This is a genomic window from Pseudomonas sp. B15(2017), assembly GCF_002113215.1.
GTDB lineage: Bacteria > Pseudomonadota > Gammaproteobacteria > Pseudomonadales > Pseudomonadaceae > Aquipseudomonas.
Genome location: NZ_NEJZ01000016.1, coordinates 26,859 through 53,595 on the forward strand (window position 1 = coordinate 26,859; position 26,737 = coordinate 53,595).

Below are 26,737 nucleotides of genomic sequence, written 5' to 3' on the forward strand. Positions count from 1 at the left end.
ACACCTCGAACACACAAGACATGGCAGTTTTTCCAATGGTCAAACAAAGCCCCGGCTCTTCGTCCGGGGCGAAAAATAGTGAGTGAATTATTAACCAGTCAGCCAGAAAAAGCCGTCTGGAAAAGACATCTGATGCTCCTGCAACGTCAGCGGCGAATGGCTGACGGCTGCACCGTCAATCGCTGGCAAGGCGTCAGTTCAAACAACCAAAAATCAGCGGGTTGATCTGCCAAACCGGCCAGCCACAACAAATCCGACCGAACAAGCCAGCGCCGTGGCAAACGTCCCCCAGGCCCAATCCATCAGCGACACCTGCGCCGACCAGCCGCGCAGCGTCGCCCAGTTGGTCAGGTCGTAAGTGCCATAAGCGACCACCCCTAGCAGCGCCCCCATCCGGGCGGCGCGTTGCCAGGTCAGCGACGGCATCACCACAAACACCACACAGCCGAAAACGTACAGGCAATAAAAAACCGTTGCCGGCACCAGCAACGGTTTATCGAGCATCAGCGAACCGAGCAGTTCGCGATAGGTCGGCGCCATCAACACACCGAGCCAGAGCCCGTCGAGCAAAAGAAACGTCAGCAGCGTGGCGACGTAGGCAATCAGTGCTTTTTTCATCTGCCCGACCTCGAGTAAGCCCATGCAACATGGGCCACGGGAGACTCAGGTTAGTTCAATGCGATCGGCGTGAATGACGATCTTGCCTTCCTTGTACAAGGAACCGATGGCCTTTTTGAAGTTGCCCTTGCTGACACCGAACAGGCTGCTGATCAGCGCCGGATCGCTCTTGTCGCTGACGGCCAGGGTGCCGTTGCTTTCGCGCAACTTGGCGAGGATCTTCGAACTCAGGCTGCTGGCCGCTTCCTGCCCTACCGGTTGCAGGCTCAGGCTGATCTTGCCGTCGGCACGCACTTCCTTGATGAAACCTTTCTCGCGCATGCCGGAACGCATGAACTTGAAGATTTCGTTCTTGTGAATCAGCCCCCAATGCTTGTTGTTGATGACTGCCTTGAAACCCATGTCGGTGGCTTCGGCCACCAGCAGATCAACTTCCTGGCCCACGCTGTAATTGGCCGGGGTCTTGTCCAGATAACGATCCAGGCGCGCGGTGGCGGTGATGCGGCGGGTGTGCTTGTCGAGGTAGACGTGCACCACGCAGTACTCGCCAGCGGTCATCTGGCGTTTTTCTTCGGAGTAAGGCAGCAGCAGATCCTTCGGCAGACCCCAGTCGAGGAACACGCCGATGCTGTTGACTTCAACAACTTTCAAACTGGCAAATTCACCGACCTGAACTTTTGGTTTTTCAGTGGTGGCAATAAGTTTGTCATCGCTGTCCAGATAAACAAAAACATTGAGCCAGTCTTCATCTTCGCTGGGAATATCTTTAGGGATATAACGGTTGGGCAAAAGAATTTCGCCGTCGGCACCGCCGTCCAGATATAAACCGAAGTTAGTGTGTTTAACCACTTGCAAACTGTTGTAACGCCCGACTAAAGCCATTTCCAATACCCTCATTGCGTGGGCGGCATTCTACCCGGTTTTGCCGGGTTCGTTGGTCGCCAGATCGGAGGACCGAATGAAAATCCGTGGGAAGCCTTGATTTTCCTGGATTTCGCGCCGCACATGTGCCATTCGTCAGGCCAGCGTGGCGGCTTTCGCCTGGTCCCGACGTAGCGCGGCATCCTCACATCGAATAAATGTTGTTATTTAAAACAGCGGGTTAGCGGGATATTTCGAATAATTAATCAAGAATAATCCACCTGCCCGCTGGGTTATTCCGGGGGATATTTACCAAGCAATTGTCAACTTATTCCTGTACGATGCCTGGCCGAGTTACTTTTCTACAGGTTAATGGCCGCCATGCGTGTAAAAGCATCCACCAGCAAAGCAAAGCCAGCTCCAGCCGTTGAAACCAGCGAATCGATCAACGATCAGATCGCTGCATTCCTCAAGTCCGGCGGCGAGATCCAGCAAATTGCCAAGGGCGTCAGCGGCCAGACGTTCGGCCCGTCCAAGCAGATCAGCCTGGGCAAGAAGTAACCCCCGCAGCACACCAGTCCAAAGGCGCTTTGAGCTTCGAAGCGTCTGGACCGGATCCCTCGCAAGAACTCTCTGGCGTTTAACCAAACATTCAAAACTACAGAAATCGACGAACGGCCATCGATGCCGATCATTCGCCGGTATCCTTGCACGCGTCTGGATCAAGCGTTTCAGCAGGTTTATCCGCCCTGCGCTCGCTGCTCACGGAGTGACGCATGTTCAAATATTCCTGTTTATTACTTGTAGGCCTGCTGGCGAGCCCTGCGGCGCACGCGCAGATTTTCCAGCGTGAGCTCGGCGATTTCGACCTCAAGCTCGGCACCACGCCCAGCCGCAGCATGGCTCAGGGGCTGGTCAAACCTTCGGCGGTCGGCTCGTTTCACGGCGGCCTGGACCTGAGCCACGACAGTGGCCTGTATGTCGGCCAGTACGCACCGAGCATGGGTCTCACGCCGGGGAAGAATCTCGAAATCGATTCCTACATCGGCTTTAAACAACCTTTCGATCAGACCCTCGGCTACGAAGTCGGGATGATCCATTACAGCTATCCCAAGGTCGACACCCTCGACAGCCAGGAATTGTTCGGTGGCCTGACCCTGCTCGGCAGCCGGATCGGCATCGCCCTGAGCAACGATCCGGATAAACAGAACAACACCCTGTTTGCCGACCTCGGCGGCAATGAGCCGTTCGGCATCGGGATCAGCATGAAATACACCACCCATCAGCTCAACACGCCGGTCTCGGTTGACGGGGGTTATGTCAGCAGTTTTACCGATTGGTCGGTGAAATTTTCCCGCCCGTTCATGGGCATCGACCTTGACCTCATCTACAGCAACTCCAGCCTCAGCGGCAGCGACTGCTCAGCCTATTCCGGGCATAACAGTCAGTGCGACGGGCTGGTCACGCTCAAGGCCGAACGCGCGTTCTATTGATTGGCTGAACTGCCGGGTCCATCCTGCGTTCACATGAGAATCAGACCCTCAAGGCTGGCTTTCGCAAGGACTCGCCCATGTCTAGCTGGTTCAAACGCCTCGCCGTTCTACTGATCCTGACCCTCGCACTCGGTGCCTGCAGCCGTGTCGGGCTGGCCTATCGCAATCTCGACGTGATCATTCCGTGGACGCTCAGCGACTACCTGGACATGAACGGCGAGCAGAAAGGCTGGTTCAACGAGCGCCTCAAGGAACATTTGAGCTGGCACTGCACCACGCAGTTGCCGGGTTATCTCGACTGGCTCGATCGCCTGCAAACCATGGTCGAGACCAATCAGGTCACCGACGACGCCCTCCAGGCCCGTACCGAAGAAGCCAAGCAGGCGATCGCCGAAACCGCCCGGGAAATCACCCCGTCGGCGATTGAATTGCTGCAAGGGCTGGACGACCGGCAAGTTGCCGAGATGAACGATGCCTTCGCCAAGGACCTGCAAAAGCGCCAGAAGGAATATCTCAAACCGCCGCTGTCGCAGCAGATTGCCGAACGTGGCGCGCGCATGGACAAGCGTCTCAACGACTGGCTCGGCCCGTTGAGTCCTGCTCAAGAGCAACGCGTGATGGCCTGGTCAACTGCACTGGGCGATCAGAATACTCAGTGGATCGCCAACCGCGCCCATTGGCAGAAGCAGTTCAGCGCGGCGGTGGCGCAACGCAAAAGTCCTGAATTCCCACAGCGGATCGAGACGCTTCTGGTCAATCGTGAGCGTTTATGGACAACGGATTACCAAAAGGCCTACGCCAATACCGAGGCGCAGGCCCGTTCGCTGTTCGTCGATCTGATGGCTGACAGTACGCCGCAGCAAAGGCAGCGCCTGTTGAAAAAGATCGAGGGGGTGCGCAAGGACTTCAATGATTTGAAGTGCCTGAAGGCTGCGCAGAAGAGCTGAGACGCCGCAGAAAGTGGGAGCGAGCAAGTTCGCTCCCACTTTTTGTACAAAGCCTCAGGCAATCTGCGCCTTGGAAGCGACCTCATCGAACGTCAGTTCATCCAGCGCATCTTCTTGGTCATCCAGCACTTCACGCGGATGATCATTGCCGGGAATGCTGCTGTCGATCAGGCTCAGCAGGCTGGAGCCGCGCGGGGTCAGGCTGAAGTTATTGCCGGTGCTGCCTTCGTCATCGCCACGGGGCTGGATGTAACCGCGCAACAGCAGCAGTTGCTCATAGTCGCAGGCCAGCGTTTTCAGGTGATCCAGATTCTCGATCGGCTGGCCCGCCGCCGCTTTTTCCGCCGCGTAGTCTTCGGCAAAAGACCGTGGCGCAAAGCTGTGGCCCGCGCCGTTCTGCACTTCATGCAGCAGGCGTTCAATCAAATCCCAGTTATAAGTCGTCATCCTGATTCAACCTCCGGTGCGCGTGATTTTTTGGCGCGTTCACAGGTTGTGACCGGAGCGTTGCGCCACCGTTCAGGATTATTCGGCGCCCCGACCGACCGGCGGTCTGTCGATTCCCCGGCGTGTTGAACGACTAGTCTGAGACAGACGGCTTCAACCCCGCAGGAGAAATCATCATGAACGTTGAGAATCATCCGGTGGTATCGCGCGAAGAATGGCTCGCCGCCCGCAAGCAGCATCTGGCCGATGAAAAAGCCTTTACCAGGGAACGCGACCGCCTCAGCGCCAAACGCCGCGCCCTGCCCTGGGTGAAGGTCGACAAGGATTACCGCTTCATGGGACCGAACGGCGAAATAAAGCTCGCGGATCTGTTCGGCAAACACAGCCAGCTCGTCGTCTACCACTTCATGTTCGCCAAGGGCTGGGAAGAAGGCTGCCCGGGCTGTTCATTCCTCAGCGACCACATCGACGGCGCCAACCTGCACCTGGCCCATCACGACATTGCGCTGGTGGCGGTGTCCCACGCACCGTTCGCCGAATTCCAGGCGTTCAAGCGGCGGATGGGCTGGAAGTTCGACTGGGTGTCGTCGGACGGTTGCGATTTCAACTACGACTTTGGCGTGTGCGCCCGCGCTGAAGATGTTGAAGCAGGCAAGGCTACGTACAACTACGAAAAGACCGACAGCGTCGAGGAAGAAATGCCCGGGCTCAGCGTGTTTTATCGCGCCGACAACGGCGAGATTTTCCACACTTACTCAACCTACGCGCGAGGGCTGGACATGCTGGTCGGCGCCTACAACTACCTCGACCTCACGCCCAAAGGCCGGAATGAGGACGAAATCATGGAGTGGGTGCGGCATCATGACCGGTATGACGGGGCAGCAAAATCCAGTTGCTGCCAAGGTGACTGAGCCCCAAACACACTGAACTTTTCACGGGTGACAGCCCTCAACCGGTTAACCCGCCTTAACCGGAACTGAGGCCTGCCCCCATGAAAATCCTGCTCAAACTCACTCTCGCCGCCACGCTCGCCTGCGCCCTGCCCGTCTGGGCCTGTACGCCGGAAGAAGCCACCGCCAAACGCGAACAACTGGCCCAGGAAGTCGCGAAGCTCACCGAGCAAAACCCGACCAAGGCCAAGGAAATCAACGCCGAGTTGCAGAAAATGGACCTGGGCACGGCCTCCGCCGATCTGCCGGACAAATGCCAGTTGATCGATCAGCGCTTGAAGGAACTGGGTTCGGCCGAGAAGAAAAGCGAGGGGTAACACCCGCTCAGACAACGGCAGGCTTTGGCATCGATCAGGCTAAATCGATACCAAAGCCTGCTTCCTTTCGCTCGGAATTTGCATTAGTGCATTTTGTTATTTGCATAAATGCATATTCAGACCTAGGGTTACCCCGAGCCTGATCGGAACCCGCCATCGGAGATGGCAACCGTTGAACACCGATTGCTCGGCAATACCGTTATCCCCGCAAATGCGGAACGTTTGTTTTCATTCATGGAGGATTGAAAAATGTTAACCACTGAAACAACGGCATTCACCGGCAATACCCTGCCCGAATGTCTGATCGGCCATCTGCTCGACCCGCAACTGGTCGAGGTCGAAACGGCTTTACAACAACGCGATCTGGCGGCCGCCAGCCTGAACTTCACGATGCAGCAACAAACCCGGACCAACTGGTGCTGGGCCGCCGCTTCCGCCTCGGTCGGCAATTATTACGGCACCGGGTCCTGGACCCAATGCGCCGTTGCCAGCGCCGCGCTGGATCGCAATTGCTGCAATCAGCCGGGGCCGTGCAACGTGTACGGCTATCTGGACGTTGCGCTGAAGATCACCCGCAGTTTCAACGGCATGAATTCGGGTTCGCTGCAGATGTCGGCCATTCAGAACCAGATCAATATGGGCCGCCCGATCGGCCTGCGCTGTGCCTGGTACGGCGGCGGTGCGCACTTCCTGACAATCTATGGCACCAATGGCAACTACGTGCTGGTCGCGGACTCGATCTACGGCTATTCGACCCGCGCACTGAACTCGTTCCCCGGTTCCTACAACGGCGGCGGCAACTGGACCCACACTTACTTCACGGCAAAAAATTAGGAGGGCGACATCATGCAACTGACTTATCCAAAGGCGCCTTCCAACGGCGTGCAGACATTGCGTCCGGTGCTGCAGGCTGCGTTGCAGACCCAGGGTTTTGGCGTCAATCGCCAGTTCGCCAGTGCTGCGCCCGCCGGGATCAGCCTCAGCGAAGCCTATCGCGGCTATTCGCTCAGCCTGGACGACTTGAGCCAGGGCAAAGGCCTGAAGCAAGCGCGAGTGGGTGACTGGCATTACCTGGTGTTTTCCGGCGGGGTGTCGATTGCCGATGCGCAATTGGCCGAAGTACGCGGTCACGTCGAGTTTGCCTCGTTGAACCACGGTAACCTGGCGAGCGCCACGGTGGATGCGCTGAAACTGGCGGAGCAATCGCCGCAACTGCAGGGCAAAACCGTCGAACTGCGGATGCTGTTTGTGTCGGCGCTGCACCTCGTGGCGATCTGGCTGCACGCGGCGGGCGAAGACGTGCTGATCCCGATCGAGCCAACCCCCAAGGAACTGGCACTGACCGGGCTGTACAGCGAGGCCGCCCTGCTCGCTCAGCTCAAACCGGCAGCCGATCAGGCCAAGCGGCGCTTTGATGCCGACACCACTGGTCTGCTGGGTAGTTGATAAACGCTGGCAATAAAAACCCGGACCATGTCCGGGTTTTTCTTTGCGTGCCTGAAACGGCTTATTCAGCCGCCGGCGCTGTCGGCTTGCGACGCTTCAGCGGGGCCATGCCGTCGCTGCTCACCAGAGAGTCCGGCTTTGGACGGTTGGCGCTCTTGCGCTTGGTCGGGGTCTTGGCGGCGGTTTTCTTCTTGTCACCCTTGGCGTCGGTCTTTTTCTTCTTGACGCCGACGGCTTTGCCCGAGGCCTTGACCTTTTTCGGCCCACCGTAGGTGCCTTTGACTTCCTTGATGGTGCGGCGCTCGAAGCTCTGCTTCAGATAGCGCTCGATGCTCGACATCAGGTTCCAGTCGCCATGGCAGATCAGCGAGATCGCCAGACCGTCGTTGCCGGCACGGCCGGTACGACCGATGCGGTGCACGTATTCGTCACCGCTGCGTGGCATGTCGAAGTTGATCACCAGATCCAGACCGTCAACGTCCAGACCACGGGCCGCCACATCGGTGGCCACCAGAATCTTCACGCCGCCCTGCTTCAGACGGTCGATCGCCAGTTTGCGATCCTTCTGGTCTTTCTCGCCGTGCAGCACGAACGCCTTGTATTCCTGAGCGACGAGGCGACCATAGATGCGGTCGGCCATGGCCCGGGTGTTGGTGAAGACGATGGCCTTCTGGTAGGTCTCGTTGGCCAGCAGCCAGTTCACTATCTGTTCTTTGTGCTGGTTGTGGTCGGCGGTGATGATCTGCTGACGGGTGGTGTCGTTCAGCTGGCTGACCGCGTTGAGCTGCAGGTGCTCAGGATTGTTCAGCACCTTGGCGATCATCTCGCGCAGGCCGGAACCACCGGTGGTGGCGGAGAACAGCATGGTCTGCTGACGGTTCGGGCATTCGTCGACCAGACGCTGCACGTCTTCGGCGAAACCCATGTCGAGCATGCGGTCGGCTTCGTCGAGCACCAGCACTTCGACTTCCTTGAGGTCGAGGTTGCCGGCGTTCAGTTGCTCGATCAACCGGCCCGGGGTGCCGATCAGGATGTCCGGCACCTTGCGCAGCATGGCGGCCTGGACCTTGAAGTCTTCACCGCCGGTGATCAGGCCGGACTTGATGAAAGTGAACTGCGAAAAGCGCTCGACTTCCTTCAGGGTCTGCTGGGCCAGCTCGCGGGTCGGCAGCAGGATCAGGGTCTTGATACTGACGCGGATCTTGGCCGGGCCGATCAGGCGGTTGAGGATCGGCAGGACGAAAGCGGCTGTCTTGCCACTACCGGTTTGTGCCGTCACCCGCAGGTCACGCCCCTGAAGCGCCAGCGGAATGGCCGCGGCTTGCACAGGCGTTGGCTCGACAAATTTCAGCTCGGCCACGGCTTTGAGCAGGCGTTCGTGCAGGGCGAATTGGGAAAACACGGGTGCTACCTCGAAGATATGCAAAAAATCAGCTGCATAGGTTACCGGTTTCGAGCGCTCAGGCCGAGTTTCTTTATGAAATACGCTGTAATCCGTGGCTTTTTTGTTGCTCGATTTGTCTCCAACGGTAATACACAGTGTCTTAAATGCTCTAATCCCCCGTCGTGTCTTACAGAAGAATCTTCTCTCTCATGGATTTCAAACAGCTCTGGCTCAACGCCCAAGACCTCTGGGGTACCCTCGAACAGCACCCGCTCCTGCACGCCGGCCTGGCTTTGATTCTGCTGCTGGTGATCGCGCTCATCCTCGGACGAGTGGCGCGCTACCTGATCCTGCACGCCAGCCGCATGCTCGGTCGCCAGCCCGCGCTTCACTGGATCAACGACTTTCGGCATAACAAGGTGTTTCAGCGTCTGGCGCAGATGACGCCGTCGCTGGTGATCCAGTTCGGCCTGCGCCTGGTGCCGGAGCTGAGCAAGACCGCCACAGTGTTCCTCGGCAACGTGGCGCTGGCGTTCACCATTCTGTTCCTGCTGCTGTCGGTCAGCGCGTTGCTCAACGCCCTGCTGGATATCTACGCACGCACCGAACACGCACGCACCCGCTCGATCAAGGGTTATGTGCAACTGGCGAAAATGGTTCTGTACGTGTTCGGCGCGATCATCATCGTCGCTACCCTGATCGACCGTTCGCCGCTGTTGTTGCTGTCGGGTCTGGGTGCAATGTCGGCGGTGATCCTGTTGGTCTACAAGGACACCCTGCTGTCATTCGTCGCCAGCGTGCAACTGACCAGCAACGACATGCTGCGGGTCGGCGACTGGATCGAAATGCCGCAGGTCGGCGCCGATGGCGATGTGGTGGATATCACGCTGCACACGGTCAAGGTGCAGAACTTCGACAAGACCATCGTCTCGATCCCGACCTGGCGCCTGATGTCCGAGTCGTTCAGAAACTGGCGCGGCATGCAGCAGTCGGGTGGGCGACGGATCAAACGCAGCCTGTTCATCGACGCCAGCGGTGTGCGCTTCATCCGCGACGATGAAGAAGAAAAACTCTCCCAGGTGCACCTGCTGACCGCGTACATGGGCCGCAAGAAAGCCGAGCTCAAGGCCTGGAACGAAGCGCAGGGCAACGTCGCGGCAATGTCGGCCAACCGCCGGCGCATGACCAACATCGGCACCTTCCGCGCCTACGCGCTGGCCTATCTGAAGAGTCATCCGGAGATCCAGCCGAACATGACCTGCATGGTCCGCCAAATGCAGACCACGGCCCAGGGCATTCCGCTGGAAATCTACTGCTTTACCACCACCACGGTGTGGGCCGATTACGAGCGGATCCAGGGGGATATCTTCGATTACCTGCTGGCGGTGCTGCCGGAGTTTGGATTGAGCCTCTATCAGCAGCCGAGCGGCGGGGATTTGCGTTCCGGGATATTGCCGGCAGTCCTTGGCGCAAGCCACACTCCACAAGCCGAAAAACATCTGATGTAAAGCCACAAAACCTGTGGGAGCGAGCTTGCTCGCGATGAGGGAGTATCAGTCACTTCATCACTGACTGAACCACCGCCTTCGCGAGCAAGTCGAATCGTCGCACCGTCGCTCCCACAAGTACTGCATCTATTTCGAAATGCCGACTTGTCAGGCCTGCCGTTGCGGTGCCTTGTGCACCATGGTGTAGGCGTAATCGACGCCCATGCCGTACGCGCCGCTGTGTTCCAGCACCAGGTCCATCACCGCTTGATAAGTGTCTTTGTGCGCCCAGTCACGCTGGTACTCGAGCAACACTTGCTGCCAAGTCACCGGCACTGCACCGGCCTGAATCATCCGCTGTACCGACATGTCATGAGCTTCTTTGGTGGTACCGCCGGACGCGTCGGTGACGATGTACACCTCGTAACCTTCGGCCAGGGCTTCCAGGGCCGGGAAGGTCAGGCAGACCTCGGTCCACAACGCGGCGATGATCAGCTTCTTGCGCCCGGTGGCCTTCACGGCGTCAACCAGCGCCTTGTCTTCCCAGGAGTTCATCGAGGTGCGCTCGATCGGCTTCTGCTCCGGGTGTACCGCCAGCAGTTCAGGCCAGATGTAGCCGCTGAAGCTTTCGGTTTCGACCGAGGTGTAGATGGTCGGTACGTTGAAGATCTTCGCTGCCTTGGCCAGGCCGACGGTGTTGTTCTTCAAGGTCTGACGGTCGATCGACTGCACGCCGAAAGCCATTTGTGGCTGGTGGTCGATCAGGATCAGGGCGGAGTTGGTTGGGTTGAGCAGTTCACGGATAGACATGGCGCGTTCCTTTTGATGTCGATTCAAAGTTTCGATTGGGTATTGGGTGAGTCGAGGCGTTTTGCCGTCTTCGGCGTTGTTGTCTCGGCTTGGATGTCACTTTAGGGGCTAGCCGATAAAGGGACAATTACCTAAAATCGAGAATCATTGATTCTAAAAAAGGGACAATCATGGATCGCATCGAATGCATGCGCGCCTTCGTAGTGACGGTCGGCGAGAACGGCTTCGCGGCCGCCGCCCGGGCCATGGACGTGCCCCGCTCGAAAGTCAGCAAACAGATTCAGGCGCTGGAAGAAGCCATCGGCGTGCAGCTGCTGCAACGCACCACCCGCAGCCTGCACTTGACCGAGGCTGGTGCCGAGTATTTCGAAGCAGCGCGGGAAGTGATTGCGGCACTGGACGAGGCCGAGCAGCGGGCGCGGGACGGGGTGGGTGAGTTGCGCGGCGTACTGCGCGTAAACGCACCGATGTCGTTCGGCCTGCGGCGACTGGGCAAGCTGATTCCGCTGTTCCACGAACAGCACCCGAACATCGAGCTGCAACTGGTGCTCAGCGACCAGCAGGTCGATCCGGTGCGCGGCGGGTTCGATGTGACGATCCGCATTGCGAGCATGCCCGACTCGACCATGATCGCCCGGCAACTGGCGCCGGCCCCACGCATCATGGTCGCCTCCCCCGCTTATCTCGAACGTGCGGGCACACCGCAGACACCGCAGGATCTGCGCTCACATCAATGCTTGAACTACGGTTATCTGCAAAGCGGCGTCAGCCTGCAACTGTGCAACGGCAAGGAGACCCAGCGCGTCAACGTCACCGGGCCGCTGCACGCCAACAACGGCGACTTGCTGGCGCAAGCGGCCGAGGCCGGCATGGGCATTGCGCTGCTGCCGGACTTCATCGTCGAAGAAGCGCTGGCGGCCGGGCGACTGGTGCCGGTGCTGTGCGAATGGCAAGCTCCGGCGATCACCATCAACGCGGTGTATTCGTCTGCGCGGCGGGTGCCGCAGAAGACGCGCGCGTTTATCGAGTTTCTGGTGGGGCAACTGGCGCCGAAATAATACCGGCAGGGTTTCTGAACATCACATACAGGGGCTCGAAGCCCGAGCCCTGAGGGAAAACCACCACATAGTCATCAAATCGAGCAGTTACCGAATCGCTGATTGTCTCCAGCACAGGCACTGGACTCGAGCGCAGAAATCCCAGCCGCGGCTCCCTTGCATCGTAAGGTGCCGGGGACGTTTCGAGTGTTTCGAGAGGGCACCAGTTTACGGTCAGCAGCCCGGCTTCATCAGTGGTGAAAGAGTAGGCTCGCACATGTTCATTCCATAACGCACCGCGCACTCGCACATGAGATAACGATTGGTTTGATGCCAGTGTCACCTGATGCAGCGTCTTGATCTCCCTAATACCTCGGTGCATGGTTTTCGCGGGAACGGTGTAACTTCCGCTGCTCATTCTGAAGGGCATCGCAACGGTTCCTGCCGTCACCGCCAGTTGCTGCCAATCCAGCCCCTCAAGCGGAAGGAATTCGGCCAAAGGAACGCATACGCCATACCAGCCCACCTCGGCTCTGCTGGAAAAGTCGAACTGCAGCACCGCTGCATGTTGACGCCGAGTGGCCTCTGCGCCCGAACTGACTTGCCAGGTCAAGTCTGCCACGACTGAACGAATGGACTTTTGCAGTTCGATTCGATGCTCTTCCAGTGATCCTGACAAAGCACCGTCGAGCATGATCGCCGGGCGTGCGTTAGCGTGCGCGAGTGGTGCAAACAGGTTTACTGGCAACCGCAGCGACCCGACTCCCTGATTACGCTGCTCGATCAGACATGCCTGCGCAGTCGTCAACAATGACTCTGCTTCAATTTGAGCCACTGACAAACGCTGATAGAGATCATTTGACCTAGCCGAAAAGCGGTCGCCCGTGGTACTGACTTGCAGGGCAATATTTTGCCATTGCCCCTGCTCTGAACGAGCGAACGTCACGTCACGCTGGGCACTCTCTCTTCGGAACTGAATACGCATTTTCCACGAGCCATATCGAGCCACGGCGGCACGCGAGTCGGCTTCCGCAACTTCCAGAGCACGAATATCCGCCTCTCTTTCAAGGAGATCCAACTGGGCACTTTGCCTCTCGCGCATCTGCCGGATTCGTTGTTGCAGTAAAACAAGAGAGGCCTCTGCAGTCTGTTCTGCTGCAGCCAGTTCCGCGTTCATTTTTTGAACATCCACCAGACTCTGGGCAAGACGCTGCTGCGCCCAGTTCGTTGTCACTGGAGGACTTGCAACGTTGGCCAGAGCCTGCCCTTTGAATATGGCTCGCCCCTGTTGGTGATGCCACGCCTTAAGGTATTCGACAACGGACTCGGATGAGTTGGGATTCGAAGTATCCTCCGGATAGAACAGCAGATCGGCCCCTTTGGCGTGACCTGAAATCTGATCGAAATGATTGATCAACCGGTCGTGGTCGACTTTTGCCAGATCAACTGCCCAGATCCGGTCAACCAATGCCTTGAACTCGGTTTCTGTATATTCATTGAGAGCGGGTTTCAGCTTCATACATTTAAACTTCCTTGTTTTTTGCACGTCGCCATGGATGACATCCAGAAAGGTGTCACCCATGAAGGCTCATTTGATATGAAATTACTCTGGTTTGAATCCAGGCTTGTTATTGAGTGCGCGCCACTCCTTCACTTCTTTCAGGATGCCTTCGGGGCTGTCTTCACGTCCCTCCTTGGGATAGAAGATGACGTCCGAGCGGTCGGGGTGTTCGGTGACTAGCTCGAAATGAGCGACAAGTTTGTCCAGATGGGCCTCTAACGCTACCCCCTCTAACCCGCTGGGAAAGTGCACGAATCCTTGTAGAAAAGATAAAAACTCGGCTTCGGTGTAGTACTCAAATTTATCTTTAAATTTCATTTCCTTTTTTCTCCTGGTGCAGTTGTATGTGTCGCCGTGGCGTCATCACCAAAATATTGTCGATCCCATAAACCTCACCTCCGCTTATAACTTCCACATCATGATGAAGTTCAAACGTCTTTCTTCCTCCTCTCTGATCTGCAACCGGTGGGAAAGGAGCAATGCCGGCCTGCATTCGCCTCAAATTGTGATCAGAAAACTGAAAGCTGAGATCTGAATCAGCAGCCACAGCCCTCCAAAACGCCTCTCTGAACCGATGAAAATTGGCAAACTCCTTCCCTCTCAACTGATCGGCAATCTGCACAGGAATTGACGCCCCCACAGTTCTCGCCGCCTCCCCCAACCAAACTCCGGTAACCGTTTTTCCGATTCCCGTCGCAACCCCCGGATCATCCCTTCGATCCAGAAACAGCACATCCGGCGAAGGCAGCTCCATATCCCCCGGGAACCCCGGAATACTCGCACCCGCCTGCCCTTCATCAACAGCCGGAAACGTCTCGTTTGCCGGTAGGATCGGGATGAGCGGGTTGCCGGGATAAGCCGTGGGGGTCGAGGGGGAAATCGGTGTGGTGGTCGGCCCGAGGTGTTCGCTGCCCGGTGGCACCAGAGGGGTCCAGGTTCCAATGCCCACCGGGGGAATCGGCCATGGCTGGACCGCAGGTAGAACGCCACGTCGTCCGTGGGCACTTTGCGGCGTGACGATGCTGACCCGGTCGAGATTGAACGGGTTCTCGCCGACTGACGCATCGTTCTGAAAGCGCAGTTCGAACTCCCGGCGTTCACCCACCCAGGTACTTTTCGGCGCATAAGGGGCGAAGCCTTGCTCGACGCGTTTTTTGTTGACCTCATCGAACTGGCTGGTGAGTGCCGATTGCTCACCCAATGTCCGCCACAGCGCGTCGCCAAATGCGCCGAACGACTGAATCTCCCGCCCGCGCAACTGGTCGCCGATCTGACTGGGAATGGCTGCACCCGTGCTGCGGCTGGCCGTGTTCCACCAGTCAGCCTTGGCGGGTTGCCCCTTGCCGGTGACGACGCCCGCGCCCAACGGTGGCAGGTTGAAGGACAGGTACATCGGCGCCGAACCCGGCACGCAGATGATGCAGTCCTGAATGCGCAGGTCGACGCCCTTCGGCAAGTCCTGAACAACCGGTGGCAGCAGCGCTATCCGGCCCTGGCTCGGAACCTCTTTGGTGATGCTGGCATCCGGCGTGAACTGCAGGTGTCGGGCCGGTGAGCCTGGGACTTCTGCGGTGTAGTTGCCCGTCAGCGGATCAAGCACCGCGTTGATGACCGGCACACTGGCGCTGATCTCTTTACCAGTGGTGACGGCGATGACGGCGGTACCTTGTGGTACGGCCTCGGGTTTGAGCCGATAAGGCATCTCCACTGATCCGCCGGTGTCAGCAATCGAGCGCAGCGCTTGCTCATCAGAAAGCCCCAGCGCCTGGGCAGGTACGGCGACAGACTGAAACAATCGTCGTCGCTGCTCCGGTGTCAGTTCTCCATCGCCCAGCGTTGGCGAGTACACCATCCCGGCGACGAACACCGTGAGCGGCTTGGGAGCCAGAGTCGCAAGGGAAGAAAGGGAAAGATGTCTGACCGCTTGCTGTACAGCAGCCTCGATGATTTTGCCCGTTTGCTGTGCAGCGCCCTCAATGATCTTGCCCGCTTGTTGGGCAGCGCCCTCAATGATCTTGCCCGCTTGTTGGGCCGCCTGCGCCCCGGCGTTCGTCAACACCATCGCGCCGTGCGTCATCGACGACATCGGAACGGTCAGCGTATTGGCCTGCCGGGTTCGACTTACCCGCGCATCTTCATCAGCCTGTTGCTTGAATCGAACCCGTGCCTCGCGTTGCGCAGCGTATTGGCGCTGAGCCTCCCAAACCGCTTCCCTTGCACGCCAGACCACGGTCTGCTCGGCGTGATGCCTGCCCAGAGCTGCGGACTTTTCCCGCAGGGCATGGATCTGCGAGGTGAGTAATCGCGCCTCATGGGCGGCGGTGTAAGCGCTTTCCCAGATCCGGTGGCCGTCGTCGAGCGCCTGGCCGAACTGGCCGAGTCGTGTCAGATAGTCGTGGGACGAGCGCGTCAGCGGGTCATGACCATCAAAGGAAAGGGCTGCCGCGTTCTTTGCATTGAGTTCCGCGGATTTGCGGGCGAGCAGCCCGTCGATTTCGCCTTTTTCCTTTGTGATCAGGTAAAGCTGCCAACGCTCACTGTCATCGCTGTTCGGTGGCTTGCGCGAAGCGAGGACTTCTTGCTCCAGTGATGTCGAGAGTTGACTGGCCCTTTCGGCAAATCGACGATCGACCTCGGCCCTGATGGCGTCATGTCGCTGCGCCAATCCCGCCAGGAACTGCATCAGCGCTTGTTGACGCGCCTGTTCCTGAACCTGTGCGGCGGCTGCCTGTGCCTGTGCCGCTTCGGCTTGTGCCTTGGCTGTTGCCTCAGCCTGCTCTTCCTGCTTTTTTTGAGCTGCCTCGGCTTTGGCCTTGGCCCGAGCCTTTTGTTTGCTCTTGCTGACCTTGCCGAAGCCGCCCGATACCCCGCCACCGCCGCCAAAACCACCGCCCGATCCGCCACTCGAAGCGGGCGGCCCGGTTCGGATGACGACGCTTCCCGACGTTCCATCGTTGAAATTGTTCTGTGCCATACAGTCACTCCTTGTCTGTAGGGCACAGCGTGTCGATCAAGCAGTAGTCAGGTGCGGTACATACTTATCGCGGTGGAAAAATGGGGTTGATAGGCGATTCAGCCAATGGCCTGCGGCTTGCGAATCCCCAACCGGCTGATCCACACCGCCGCCAGAATCACGCTGCCACCGAGGAACAACCGACCCAGCTCCTCATGCTGATTCCAGATCAACAGGTTCAGCAGCAAGCCCACCGGCACGTGCAAGTTGTTCATCACCGCCAGGGTGCCGCCGTTGACCAGGCATGCGCCCTTGTTCCACCAGTACAAACCGAGTGCGGTCGAGACCAGGCCAAGGAACAACAACACGCCCCATTGAAGCGGTGCTTCCGGCAGGAAGTTGGATTTGCCGAACAGCAGGAACGCCGGCAATGCCACCGCCAATGCGCCGAGGTAGAAGAAGCCGAAGCGTCGGTAATGCGGCAGATCGCTCGGGTGTTTCGCCACCAGATGCTTGTACAGCACCTGCCCGGCGGCGTAGGTGAAGTTGGCCAGTTGCAGCAGCAGAAAGCCCATGAAGAAGTCCGGGTTGATCCGGTCGTAGCGAATCACCGCCGCGCCCGCCACCGCCACCAGTGCGGCGATCAGCGCCCACGGGTTGAAGCGTCGGTTGAGCGCATCTTCGATCAGCGTCACATGCAATGGCGTGAGGATGGTGAACAGCAACACTTCCGGCACCGTCAGTACGCGGAAGCTCAAATACAGGCAGACGTAGGTCACGCCGAACTGCAACGCGCCGATCAGCAGCATGCCGCGCATGAACGCCGGCTCCACCGAGCGCCAGCGCGTCAGCGGGATGAACACCAGCCCGGCCAGCACCACCCGCACCAGTACCGCGAAGTAACTGTCGACATGACCGGCCAGGTATTCGCCGATCAGACTGAAGGAAAACGCCTGGATCAGCGTGACAAAAAGTAGATAGCCCATGCTCGCCTCGATTTCGAATGGCGGCGACGATAGCGGTTTTTGCTTCTGATCGCGAACCCTCAGACAACGGTGGCCCCTGTGGGCGCGGGCTTGCTCCCACAGGGGATGTGCTGCGTTGCAAAAAATCCCGGGCAAAAAAAAGCCCGATCTCGCTAAAGCGTTCAATCGGGCTAGAGCACTCAGGAGCAACAAGTGCAAAGGGAGGTTCGATGCGCGTAGAGCCTTGAAGGGGTTGCGCCAGGTCACTAAAACAATCGGCGATTATCTGGCGATTAACTTATCAAGCGACCTGAGACAGTTTGGCATTGGCCTGGTTGAGGCCTTTCTCCTGGAAGTCGCCGCCCAGGTTCATGCCTTCGGCGTGGATGAAGGTCACGTCGTGGATGCCGATGAAACCCATCACCTGACGCAGGTACGGTTCCTGATGATCCGCCGGGCCGCCGGCGTAGATCCCGCCGCGAGCGGTCAGCACGTAGGCACGCTTGCCGCTGAGCAGGCCTTGCGGGCCGGTTTCGGTGTACTTGAAGGTCACACCGGCACGCAGCACGTGGTCGAGCCAGGCTTTCAGGGTGCTTGGAATCGCGAAGTTGTACATCGGCGCGGCCATCACCAGCACGTCGGCGGCGAGCAATTCATCGGTCAATTCGTTGGAACGGTCCAGCGAAGATTGCTCGCTGTCGTTGCGCTGCTCGGCGGATTTCATCCAGCCGCCCAGCAGGTTGATGTCCAGGTGCGGCACCGGGTTCACGGCGAGGTCACGAACGGTGATCTGATCGGCCGGATGCGCCGCTTTCCACTGACTGATGAAGGTCTGGGTCAGTTGACGGGAAACCGAGTCTTGCTGGCGGGCACTGCTTTCGATGATCAGAACGCGGGACATGTTGTGTAGCCTCCATCCGAGAATGTTGTAAGTCGATGGAGTGAAGGTTAAACAGAGTCATATCGATGAAAAAGCGCAAATAATTGCTGCAAAGCATCGAAAAATTCGTTTAGATGCGAGCCATACCCTGTGGGAGCTCGCCCCCACAGGGACCGTGACGCTATTTCGGGGTGCAGCTCAACTTGATGCGCAGCTTGATGATGGTCCGGGTGAACTTGGCCGTGGCGTTCTTGTGCTTGCCCGCAGCCACGTCGATGTTGCGGGTGCGCGGCGCTTCCGGGCCGTTGGTGAACACCACCTTGCAGGTCGCGTCGACGTCGCCGTAGTTGTTGACCTGGATGGAGCCGATGTCGCTATCGGTGTCGAACGCGTTGTAGTCGATCTTCAGGCCGTTGAGATCCTTTTCCACATCGATCGGGTACGCGAATGCAGTCAGCGGAAGCAGCGCCAGCAACACACAACAGAATTTTTTCATTCGGCAGTCTCCATGAGGGACCGCCAGCTTAGGACAAGAGGAGCTATTGATGAAAGCGCCCCGCGTGACCCTTGATCAATGGCGAACGTTGCAGGCCGTGGTCGACCACGGCGGATTCGCCCAGGCCGCCGAGGCTCTGCACCGCTCGCAATCGTCGGTCAGTTACACCGTCGCCCGCATGCAGGATCAGCTCGGCGTGCCGCTGTTGCGCATTGATGGCCGCAAGGCTGTGCTGACCGAAGCCGGCGGCGTGTTGCTGCGCCGCTCGCGACAACTGGTGAAACAGGCCAGCCAGCTGGAAGACCTCGCCCACCACATGGAACAGGGTTGGGAGGCCGAAGTGCGGCTGGTGGTCGATGCCGCCTACCCGAGCGCCCGCATCGTGCGCGCGTTGACCGCTTTCATGCCGCAGAGTCGCGGCTGTCGCGTGCGTCTGCGTGAAGAAGTGTTGTCGGGTGTCGAGGAAGTGCTGCTCGAAGGTGTCGCCGATCTGGCCATCACCGGACTGAGCATTCCCGGTTACCTCGGCGCAGAGTTGAGCGATGTCGAGTTTGTCGCCGTCGCCCATCCTGATCATGCGCTGCATCGGCTCAACCGCGAGCTGAATTTCCAGGACCTGGAAACCCAGATGCAAGTGGTCATTCGCGACTCCGGCCGCCAGCAACCCCGGGACGTCGGCTGGCTGGGCGCCGAGCAACGCTGGACCGTCGGCAGCCTCGCCACCGCAGCGACATTCGTCAGCAGTGGCCTGGGTTTCGCCTGGCTGCCACGACACATGATCGAGCGGGAACTGAAAGACGGCTCACTCAAGCTGCTACCGTTGGACAGAGGCGGCAATCGCAACTCCAGTTTCTATCTGTATTCGAACAAGGACAAACCCTTGGGTCCGGCGACGCAAATCCTTATCGAACTGCTGCGTACCTTCGACACCATGCCGCTGGACGCACCGTTCGCCGCTCCCGAACAAGCCTGACATGGAGTTCACCGATGGCGTATTTCGAGCATGAAGGTTGCAACCTGCACTACGAGGAATATGGCCACGGCGATCCGTTGCTGCTGGTTCACGGTCTGGGCTCCAGCACCCTGGACTGGGAAATGCAGATTCCCGCGCTGGCCGCGCACTACCGGGTGATCGTCCCGGACGTGCGCGGTCACGGTCGTTCCGACAAACCCCGCGAGCGCTACAGCATCGCCGGTTTCAGCGCCGACATCGTCGCCCTGATCGAGCATTTGAAGCTCGGCCCGGTGCATTACGCCGGGCTGTCCATGGGCGGCATGATCGGCTTCCAGTTCGCTGTCGATCAGCCGCAGATGCTCAAGAGCCTGACCATCGTCAACAGTGCGCCTGAGGTCAAAGTGCGCAGCCGCGACGATTACTGGCAATGGTTCAAACGCTGGAGCCTGATGCGTGTGCTCAGCCTCGCCACCATCGGCAAGGCTCTTGGCGCCAAGCTGTTCCCCAAACCGGAGCAGGCCGATTTGCGCCAGAAGATGGCAGAACGCTGGGCAAAAAACGACAAACGTGCTTATCTCGCCAGCTTCGATGCGATTGTTGGCTGGGGGGTCCAGGAACGACTTTCCCGGGTCACCTGTCCAACCCTCGTCGTCAGCGCCGACCGGGACTACACCCCCGTTTCGCTGAAAGAAACCTATGTCAGACTGCTGCCCGATGCGCGGCTGGTGGTGATCGCCGATTCGCGCCACGCCACTCCGCTCGATCAGCCCGAACGCTTCAATCAAACGCTGCTGGAGTTCCTCGCCACAGCCGATAACCACCCTCAGGATCACTGACCCATGCTGAAAAAACTCGCCCTCGCCGCCGGCACCGTGCTGTTTGCTGCCAACCTGATGGCTGCCACGCCGGCCAAGGCGCCACACGTCGAACTGGTGACCACCAACGGCACCATCGAAATCGAGCTGGACCCGGTCAAGGCGCCGATCAGCACCAAGAACTTTCTCGATTACGTCGACAGCGGTTTCTACACCAACACCATTTTCCATCGCGTGATCCCGGGCTTCATGGCCCAGGGCGGCGGCTTCACCCAGCAGATGCAGCAGAAAGAAACCAAAGCCCCGATCAAGAACGAGGCCAGCAACGGCCTGCACAACGTTCGCGGCACCCTGTCGATGGCCCGTACTTCCGATCCGAATTCGGCCACCAGCCAGTTCTTCATCAACGTCGCCGACAACGCCTTCCTCGATCCGGGCCGTGACGCCGGTTACGCGGTGTTCGCCAAAGTGGTCAAGGGCATGGACGTGGTCGACATCATCGTCAACTCCCAGACCACCACCAAACAGGGCATGCAAAACGTGCCGGTCGACCCTGTGATCATCAAGTCGGCCAAGCGCATCGACTAAGCTTTACAGGGCATATCGAGCGGCGCTGACCTGATGTCACGCCGCTCACACTGATAAAAGGAGAGCCCGTGCTCCGGGCGGTTATCTGATGCTCTATCGCCGTTTCGAACAACTGATCGACATATTCCGCGATGCCCCGACTGCATCCCCGCCGGACCGCGTTCTGCCCTTCTATACCTATTACCTGAAGCAGGTCTGGCCGAGTTTCGCCGCCCTGCTGATCGTCGGCCTGTTCGGTGCATTGATCGAAGTGGCGCTGTTCAGTTACCTGAGCCGCATCATCGACCTCGCCCAGGGCACGCCCAACGTCGATTTCTTCAAAGTGCATGGCGCCGAACTGGCGTGGATGGCGGTGGTGGCATTGCTCCTTCGCCCTTTGTTCCTGGCCCTGCACGACATGCTGGTGCACCAGACCCTGAGCCCGAGCATGACCAGCATGATTCGCTGGCAGAACCACAGCTACGTGCTCAAGCAGAGCCTGAATTTCTTCCAGAACGACTTCGCCGGACGCATTGCCCAGCGCATCATGCAGACCGGCAACTCGCTGCGCGATTCAGCCGTGCAGGCGGTGGATGCGTTATGGCATGTGCTGATCTACGCGATCAGTTCGCTGGTGCTGTTCGCCGAGGCGGACTGGCGCCTGATGATTCCGCTGCTGACGTGGATCGCCGCCTACATCGGCGCGCTCTATTACTTCGTGCCACGGGTCAAGGACCGCTCGGTGGAAGCCTCCGATGCGCGCTCGAAACTGATGGGCCGGATCGTCGACGGCTACACCAATATCGCCACCTTGAAGCTGTTCGCCCACACCAATTTCGAACAGCATTACGCCCGCGAGGCGATCCAGGAACAGACTGAAAAAGCCCAAATGGCCGGCCGCGTGGTCACCAGCATGGACGTGGCGATCACCACCATGAACGGCCTGCTGATCGTCGGCACCACGGCGCTGGCCCTGTGGCTGTGGACGCAATCGCTGATCAGCGTCGGCGCGATCGCCCTGGCCACTGGCCTGGTGATCCGCATCGTCAACATGTCCGGCTGGATCATGTGGGTGGTCACCGGGATCTTCGAAAACATCGGCATGGTTCAGGATGGTCTGCAGACCATCTCGCAACCGGTCAGCGTCACCGACCGGGAGCAGGCCAAACCGCTGGCCGTGGCCCGTGGCGAAGTGCGTTTCGAGCACGTGGATTTTCACTACGGCAAGAAGAAAGGCATCATCGGCGACCTTAACCTGACCATCAAACCGGGCGAGAAAATCGGTTTGATCGGCCCGTCCGGCGCCGGCAAATCGACTTTGGTCAACCTGCTGCTGCGCCTCTATGACGTCGAAGGCGGGCGGATCCTGATCGACGGCCAGAACATCGCCGAAGTTGGCCAGGAAAGCCTGCGCGCACGGATCGGCATGATCACTCAGGACACCTCGCTGCTGCACCGCTCGATCCGCGACAACTTGCTGTACGGCAAGCCCGACGCCACCGACGCCGAGCTCTGGGAAGCAGTGCGCAAGGCCCGCGCCGATGAGTTCATCCCGCTGCTGACGGACGCCGAAGGACGCACCGGATTCGACGCGCATGTAGGCGAACGCGGGGTGAAACTGTCCGGTGGTCAGCGTCAGCGGATCGCGATTGCGCGGGTGCTGCTCAAGGACGCGCCGATCCTGATCATGGACGAAGCGACCTCGGCGCTGGACTCGGAAGTCGAAGCCGCGATCCAGGAGAGCCTGGAAACCCTGATGCAGGGCAAGACCGTGATCGCCATCGCCCACCGCCTCTCGACCATTGCCCGCATGGACCGACTGGTGGTGCTGGAAAACGGCAAGATCGCCGAAAGCGGCACCCACGCCGAACTGCTGGCCCATCGCGGCCTGTATGCGCGGTTGTGGGCGCACCAGACGGGAGGGTTTGTCGGCATCGACTGAACCGCGCTTCTGATCGTTCCCACGCGGACGGTTCGACGCCTCGACGTGGGAACGATCAACGTGAGATAAAACCGCCAGAGCCCTTTAACCACGGGCCCTGGCGGTTTTTTATCGCCTGCTGGAAATCCGCCCAAACCCTGCTGTACTGAGCCAAGGCTCCGGAACGGAACCTGTCGTAAATCTGCAGGGAAGCACCACTCGATCCAGTCTCGATAGCACGTCTATCAAGGACTCTCTCATGTCTCTGTTCAAACGTTCAGTTACTGAGTTGTTGGGTACGTTCTGGTTGGTTTTGGGCGGTTGCGGCAGTGCGGTAATCGCCGCGTCTTCACCATTGGGAATCGGCGTGCTGGGGGTCGCCCTGGCGTTTGGGCTGACGGTCTTGACCATGGCATTTGCCATCGGCCACATCAGCGGCTGCCACCTCAACCCGGCGGTGTCGGTCGGACTGTCCGTTGGCGGTCGATTCCCGCCCAAGGAGTTGCCCGCCTACATCATCGCCCAGGTGATCGGGGCGACTCTCGCGGCGGCGCTGATTGTCTACATCGGCAGTGGCAAGGAAGGCTTCGAAGTCGCCAACGGCCTGGCCTCCAACGGTTATGGCGAGCACTCGCCGGGCAAGTATTCGATGGCCGCAGGCTTCGTCACCGAACTGGTAATGACCGCCATGTTCGTGGTGATCATCCTCGGCGCCACCGACAAGCGCGCCCCGGCAGGACTGGCACCGATCGCCATCGGCCTGGCCCTGACGCTGATCCACCTGATCTCGATTCCGGTCACCAACACGTCGGTCAACCCGGCCCGCAGCACGGGACCGGCGCTGATGGTTGGCGGCTGGGCTATCGCGCAGCTGTGGATGTTCTGGGTCGCGCCGCTGCTCGGTGCGGTGGTCGGCGGCGTGCTCTATCGCTGGCTCGGCAAGGAAGACAGCTGAGGGTGCCGGCGAGGATCAGGCTTGCCGATACGGCAAGGCGTTCCTCGCCTCTTCGGCATAGGCCAGAACACCGGCGCGCTCCTGGTGCAGGAAGTCTTTGACCGCAGCTTTCAGACCGGGATGGCGCAGGTAATGCCAGGAATGGGTGATCACTGGTTCAAAGCCTCGAATCAGTTTGTGCTCGCCCTGGGCACCGGCATCGAAACGCTGAAAACCCTGGGCAATCGCATAGTCCATGCCCTGGTAGAAACAGGTCTCGAAATGCAGCCGGTCGAACTCGGCGAGGCATCCCCAATAGCGTCCGTAAAAACTGTCGCCGCCCACCAGACTGAACGCCATCGCCACCGGCCGTGAGCCTTGCCGGGCCAGCACCACGCGAATCGATTCCGGCATGCGCTCGGCCAGCAGACTGAAGAATTCCCGGGTCAGGTACGGCGCCTGCCGGCGCACTGCGTAGGTGTTGGCATAGCAGGCGTAGACAAAATCCCACTGCGCCTCGTCCAGCTCGCGCCCCTCCAGCCATTCGAACTCGAAGCCCTGCCCCGCCACTTGCTCGCGCTCCTTGCGCATCTGTTTGCGCTTGCGCGAGGCGAGTACGTCGAGGAAGTCCTGAAAGTCGCGGTAGCCGCGATTCTGCCAGTGATATTGACAGCCGATGCGTTGCAGCCAGCCCGGCTGCCCGGCCATGGCGGCATCGGTGAACGCGTCGGTGAAATTGATGTGGGCGCTGGAGAGCTCTTCGATTTCCAGATAGCCCGGCAGGCTCTTGAGCAGTTCGAATCCGTCCTCGACATTTGCCGCCAACAACCGTGGACCGCTGACCGGGCTGAACGGCACGGCGCTCAAGAACTTGGGGTAGTAATCGATGCCGGCCCGGGCGCAGGCATCGGCCCAGCCGTGATCGAACACGTATTCGCCATAGGAGTGCCACTTGCGATAACCGGGCAGCGCCGCGATCACGCGCCCCGCTTCAACGTGCAGCAGATGCTCCGCCTGCCAGCCCGTGTGCGGGCCGACGCTGCCGCTGTCCTCCAGCGAAGCCAGAAAGGCATGGCGCAGAAACGGCTGGTTTTGCGGTACCAGAACATCCCAGTCGGACGCAGGAATTTCCGACAGTTTGTGCAGACGTTGCAGCGGCATTTTCCTCTCCACTTTCGGACGTGAACGCCCGGCGAGTATCGCTGATCGGCCTGGCCTTGCACACGACCAAATGCGCGACAGCGCTCTAGCTCAATAGTTCACGGCAGTTTTGCATCGTCATCAACCTGCCATCATCGCGCCACTGCTCTGTCATAAACCATCGCGATACTGGCGCCTGTTTTTAGAGCGCCGGGTTCTACCCGGACACTGTTTTCCGACCGTCAAACCGTCGGTTGTGCCCAGGATGGTTCAGCCATCCCCTCTCATCTTCGGAGATTGCTATGCGTCTTGCTTCCACGAAAACTGCGGCGGCCCTGTGCGGTGGCCTGTTGCTGGCCATGAGTGTACCGGCCAGTGCCGCAGTCGACGCCAAACTGCTCGACATGCTCAAGGCTAACGGTTCTATTTCCCAGGCGCAGTACGTTGAACTGCAAACAGAACTGGCCAAGGATCAGAAGGCCCAGCAAATCGCGCAGCAGGCGCAGCAAGAGACCAACGAGCAAATCGCGGCGACCGCGAAGAAAACCAACGAGCTCAGCAGTTTCGACCAGAAACTGGCCTGGGCCGCCAAGACCCAGTTCAAGGGCGACGTGCGTATTCGTCAGGAGACCATCAAGATCGACGGCGAACCGAACAACGGTGGCCGCGACAAGGATCGCCAGCGCATTCGTGCCCGTCTGGGCGCCTACACCGAGATCAACCCGCAAGTCGACACCGGCATCCGTATCGCCACCGGCGGCGGCGACGACGCCCGTTCGACCAACCAGGACCAGGACAACTACTTCGACAAGAAGCAGATCTGGCTCGACCTCGGCTACATCGACTACCACCCGGACCAGATCAAGAACCTGCACATCATCGGCGGCAAGATGCTGCAACCGTGGGTGAGCATGGGCGACGTGATCTGGGACAGCGACATCAACCCGGAAGGTCTGGCCGTTACCTACAAGTATCCATTGGGCAGCAGCGTCGAGCTGTTCGGCAGCCTGGGTAACTACAACCTCAAGGACAACGTCGACGGCGACGGCGTGCAATTCCGTCACGACCTGCGCCTGACCGCCGGCCAGCTGGGTAGCCGCTTCGCCATCACCGACAACCTGAAACTGACCCTGGGCGGCAGCGTCTACGCCTACCAGAACGACGAAGACAGCCGTTGCACCGGTACCTCCACGCCATGCGCCCTGGCCGTCAACGGCAACTCGGCGAACAACGAATTCCGGCTGTACGAAGGCTTCAGCCAGGTCGACATCGGTGGCCTGCCAATGCCGCTGTCGTTCTACGGTCAGTACGTGAAAAACAACGATGCAGTGACCGATCAGGACACCGCATGGCTGGTGGGTGCCAAGTCGAAAGTCTTCGGCCTGAACCTCGACTACAACTATCGTGACGTGCAGCGCAACGCTGTGGTCGGTGCCTTCACCGATTCGGACTTCGCCAACGGCACCACCGGCTCCCGTGGCCACAAGTTCAAGGTCGGTTACGACATCGACAAGAACTTCGCCATCGGTGCGACTTACTTCCTGACCAAGGCCGACTTCTCCAGCCGTACCCAGCGTGATGCAGACACCAACACCCTGCAGCTGGACGCGGAAGCGAAGTTCTAAGCAACCCGGCAACAGACTTCAAACGATGGGCTGTGCCTTAGGTTCCATCGTTTGAAGAGGCTTCAACAGACTGGCGCGGCCGCAGCGATCCCCATCATCCGTTCGCTGCGGCCGCGCCAGCCTGTGTT

The 26,737-nt window shown here is 59.3% G+C and carries 27 protein-coding genes; 15 read left to right on the forward strand and 12 right to left on the reverse strand.

Annotation, left to right across the window (positions count from 1 at the left end):
• Positions 1 to 213: 213 nt before the first annotated feature.
• Entirely contained in the window at positions 214 to 618 is a 405-nt protein-coding gene (locus tag CAF73_RS21585; RefSeq protein WP_085703847.1) for a DUF2177 family protein, read from the reverse strand.
• 45 nt (positions 619 to 663) lie between these two features.
• Positions 664 to 1,500: a S1 RNA-binding domain-containing protein gene (locus CAF73_RS21590; RefSeq protein WP_085700664.1), complete on the reverse strand. Its 837-nt coding sequence runs from the start codon at positions 1,498 to 1,500 to the stop codon at positions 664 to 666.
• A gap of 351 nt (positions 1,501 to 1,851) precedes the next feature.
• On the opposite strand from CAF73_RS21590, the gene CAF73_RS21595 reads away from it, so the two are divergent.
• From CAF73_RS21595 to CAF73_RS21605, 3 genes are all read left to right on the forward strand, one after another.
• Complete coding sequence (locus CAF73_RS21595) at positions 1,852 to 2,040, forward strand: hypothetical protein (protein ID WP_016985943.1); 189 nt, start codon at positions 1,852 to 1,854, stop codon at positions 2,038 to 2,040.
• Positions 2,041 to 2,255: 215 nt separating this feature from the next.
• A complete protein-coding gene (locus CAF73_RS21600; protein ID WP_085703789.1) occupies positions 2,256 to 2,972 on the forward strand; it encodes a TorF family putative porin in 717 nt (238 codons plus the stop codon).
• 77 nt (positions 2,973 to 3,049) lie between these two features.
• Positions 3,050 to 3,919, forward strand: a complete 870-nt coding sequence (locus CAF73_RS21605; protein ID WP_085700662.1) for a DUF6279 family lipoprotein — start codon at positions 3,050 to 3,052, stop codon at positions 3,917 to 3,919.
• Positions 3,920 to 3,973: 54 nt separating this feature from the next.
• Here CAF73_RS21605 and CAF73_RS21610 read toward each other — a convergent pair whose 3' ends face one another.
• Positions 3,974 to 4,366, reverse strand: a complete 393-nt coding sequence (locus tag CAF73_RS21610) for a transcriptional regulator (RefSeq protein ID WP_085700661.1) — start codon at positions 4,364 to 4,366, stop codon at positions 3,974 to 3,976.
• 176 nt (positions 4,367 to 4,542) lie between these two features.
• Here CAF73_RS21610 and CAF73_RS21615 point away from each other — a divergent pair, with 176 nt between their 5' ends.
• The 4 genes from CAF73_RS21615 to CAF73_RS21630 all read left to right on the forward strand — a co-directional run bounded on the left by CAF73_RS21615 (position 4,543) and on the right by CAF73_RS21630 (position 7,079).
• On the forward strand, positions 4,543 to 5,277 hold the full coding sequence (locus CAF73_RS21615; RefSeq protein WP_085703790.1) for a thioredoxin family protein: 735 nt from the start codon (positions 4,543 to 4,545) through the stop codon (positions 5,275 to 5,277).
• 80 nt (positions 5,278 to 5,357) lie between these two features.
• A complete protein-coding gene (locus tag CAF73_RS21620; RefSeq protein ID WP_085703791.1) occupies positions 5,358 to 5,633 on the forward strand; it encodes a hypothetical protein in 276 nt (91 codons plus the stop codon).
• A 249-nt stretch (positions 5,634 to 5,882) separates the two neighbouring features.
• Positions 5,883 to 6,467: a papain-like cysteine protease family protein gene (locus tag CAF73_RS21625; protein ID WP_085700658.1), complete on the forward strand. Its 585-nt coding sequence runs from the start codon at positions 5,883 to 5,885 to the stop codon at positions 6,465 to 6,467.
• A 12-nt stretch (positions 6,468 to 6,479) separates the two neighbouring features.
• A complete protein-coding gene (locus tag CAF73_RS21630) occupies positions 6,480 to 7,079 on the forward strand; it encodes a hypothetical protein (RefSeq protein WP_085700657.1) in 600 nt (199 codons plus the stop codon).
• Between the two features lie 61 nt (positions 7,080 to 7,140).
• Here CAF73_RS21630 and CAF73_RS21635 read toward each other — a convergent pair whose 3' ends face one another.
• Positions 7,141 to 8,481, reverse strand: coding sequence for a DEAD/DEAH box helicase (locus CAF73_RS21635; protein ID WP_085700656.1), 1,341 nt, complete (start codon positions 8,479 to 8,481; stop codon positions 7,141 to 7,143).
• 191 nt (positions 8,482 to 8,672) lie between these two features.
• Here CAF73_RS21635 and CAF73_RS21640 point away from each other — a divergent pair, with 191 nt between their 5' ends.
• Positions 8,673 to 9,971: a mechanosensitive ion channel family protein gene (locus CAF73_RS21640; protein ID WP_085703792.1), complete on the forward strand. Its 1,299-nt coding sequence runs from the start codon at positions 8,673 to 8,675 to the stop codon at positions 9,969 to 9,971.
• 147 nt (positions 9,972 to 10,118) lie between these two features.
• On the opposite strand, the gene CAF73_RS21645 is transcribed toward CAF73_RS21640, so the two are convergent.
• On the reverse strand, positions 10,119 to 10,760 hold the full coding sequence (locus CAF73_RS21645) for a hydrolase (protein WP_007956548.1): 642 nt from the start codon (positions 10,758 to 10,760) through the stop codon (positions 10,119 to 10,121).
• 170 nt (positions 10,761 to 10,930) lie between these two features.
• On the opposite strand from CAF73_RS21645, the gene CAF73_RS21650 reads away from it, so the two are divergent.
• The gene (locus tag CAF73_RS21650; RefSeq protein WP_085703793.1) at positions 10,931 to 11,818 is read left to right on the forward strand and encodes a LysR family transcriptional regulator; all 888 of its coding nucleotides are present in this window, start codon (positions 10,931 to 10,933) and stop codon (positions 11,816 to 11,818) included.
• On the opposite strand, the gene CAF73_RS21655 is transcribed toward CAF73_RS21650, so the two are convergent.
• The 6 genes from CAF73_RS21655 to CAF73_RS21680 all read right to left on the reverse strand — a co-directional run bounded on the left by CAF73_RS21655 (position 11,781) and on the right by CAF73_RS21680 (position 18,652).
• Positions 11,781 to 13,379, reverse strand: coding sequence for a bacteriocin immunity protein (locus tag CAF73_RS21655; RefSeq protein WP_227234766.1), 1,599 nt, complete (start codon positions 13,377 to 13,379; stop codon positions 11,781 to 11,783). The genes CAF73_RS21650 and CAF73_RS21655 overlap by 38 nt on opposite strands.
• A 21-nt stretch (positions 13,380 to 13,400) precedes the next feature.
• Entirely contained in the window at positions 13,401 to 13,676 is a 276-nt protein-coding gene (locus CAF73_RS21660) for a bacteriocin immunity protein (protein WP_085703794.1), read from the reverse strand.
• Positions 13,666 to 16,332 (reverse strand): S-type pyocin domain-containing protein, encoded by a 2,667-nt coding sequence (locus CAF73_RS21665; protein ID WP_085703795.1) that lies wholly within the window; start codon positions 16,330 to 16,332, stop codon positions 13,666 to 13,668. The genes CAF73_RS21660 and CAF73_RS21665 overlap by 11 nt, the downstream gene beginning before the upstream one ends.
• Positions 16,333 to 16,430: 98 nt before the next feature.
• Entirely contained in the window at positions 16,431 to 17,297 is an 867-nt protein-coding gene (locus CAF73_RS21670) for a carboxylate/amino acid/amine transporter (RefSeq protein WP_085703796.1), read from the reverse strand.
• Positions 17,298 to 17,577: 280 nt separating this feature from the next.
• A complete protein-coding gene (locus CAF73_RS21675) occupies positions 17,578 to 18,177 on the reverse strand; it encodes an FMN-dependent NADH-azoreductase (RefSeq protein ID WP_007956545.1) in 600 nt (199 codons plus the stop codon).
• A 160-nt stretch (positions 18,178 to 18,337) separates the two neighbouring features.
• Entirely contained in the window at positions 18,338 to 18,652 is a 315-nt protein-coding gene (locus CAF73_RS21680) for a 3-phosphoglycerate kinase (protein WP_085700650.1), read from the reverse strand.
• 49 nt (positions 18,653 to 18,701) lie between these two features.
• On the opposite strand from CAF73_RS21680, the gene CAF73_RS21685 reads away from it, so the two are divergent.
• From CAF73_RS21685 to aqpZ, 5 genes are all read left to right on the forward strand, one after another.
• Positions 18,702 to 19,625 (forward strand): LysR family transcriptional regulator, encoded by a 924-nt coding sequence (locus tag CAF73_RS21685; RefSeq protein WP_085700649.1) that lies wholly within the window; start codon positions 18,702 to 18,704, stop codon positions 19,623 to 19,625.
• 14 nt (positions 19,626 to 19,639) lie between these two features.
• Positions 19,640 to 20,443: an alpha/beta fold hydrolase gene (locus tag CAF73_RS21690; RefSeq protein ID WP_085700648.1), complete on the forward strand. Its 804-nt coding sequence runs from the start codon at positions 19,640 to 19,642 to the stop codon at positions 20,441 to 20,443.
• A gap of 3 nt (positions 20,444 to 20,446) precedes the next feature.
• On the forward strand, positions 20,447 to 21,010 hold the full coding sequence (locus CAF73_RS21695) for a peptidylprolyl isomerase (protein ID WP_085700647.1): 564 nt from the start codon (positions 20,447 to 20,449) through the stop codon (positions 21,008 to 21,010).
• 88 nt (positions 21,011 to 21,098) lie between these two features.
• Positions 21,099 to 22,931, forward strand: a complete 1,833-nt coding sequence (locus tag CAF73_RS21700; RefSeq protein WP_085703797.1) for an ABC transporter ATP-binding protein — start codon at positions 21,099 to 21,101, stop codon at positions 22,929 to 22,931.
• Positions 22,932 to 23,169: 238 nt separating this feature from the next.
• A complete protein-coding gene (gene aqpZ, locus CAF73_RS21705) occupies positions 23,170 to 23,865 on the forward strand; it encodes an aquaporin Z (RefSeq protein ID WP_085700645.1) in 696 nt (231 codons plus the stop codon).
• A 15-nt stretch (positions 23,866 to 23,880) separates the two neighbouring features.
• Here the strand turns inward: aqpZ and CAF73_RS21710 are convergent, their stop codons facing one another.
• Positions 23,881 to 25,005, reverse strand: a complete 1,125-nt coding sequence (locus tag CAF73_RS21710; RefSeq protein WP_085700644.1) for a GNAT family N-acetyltransferase — start codon at positions 25,003 to 25,005, stop codon at positions 23,881 to 23,883.
• Positions 25,006 to 25,286: 281 nt separating this feature from the next.
• Here CAF73_RS21710 and CAF73_RS21715 point away from each other — a divergent pair, with 281 nt between their 5' ends.
• Positions 25,287 to 26,609 (forward strand): putative porin, encoded by a 1,323-nt coding sequence (locus tag CAF73_RS21715; protein ID WP_011332954.1) that lies wholly within the window; start codon positions 25,287 to 25,289, stop codon positions 26,607 to 26,609.
• Positions 26,610 to 26,737 lie beyond the last annotated feature (128 nt).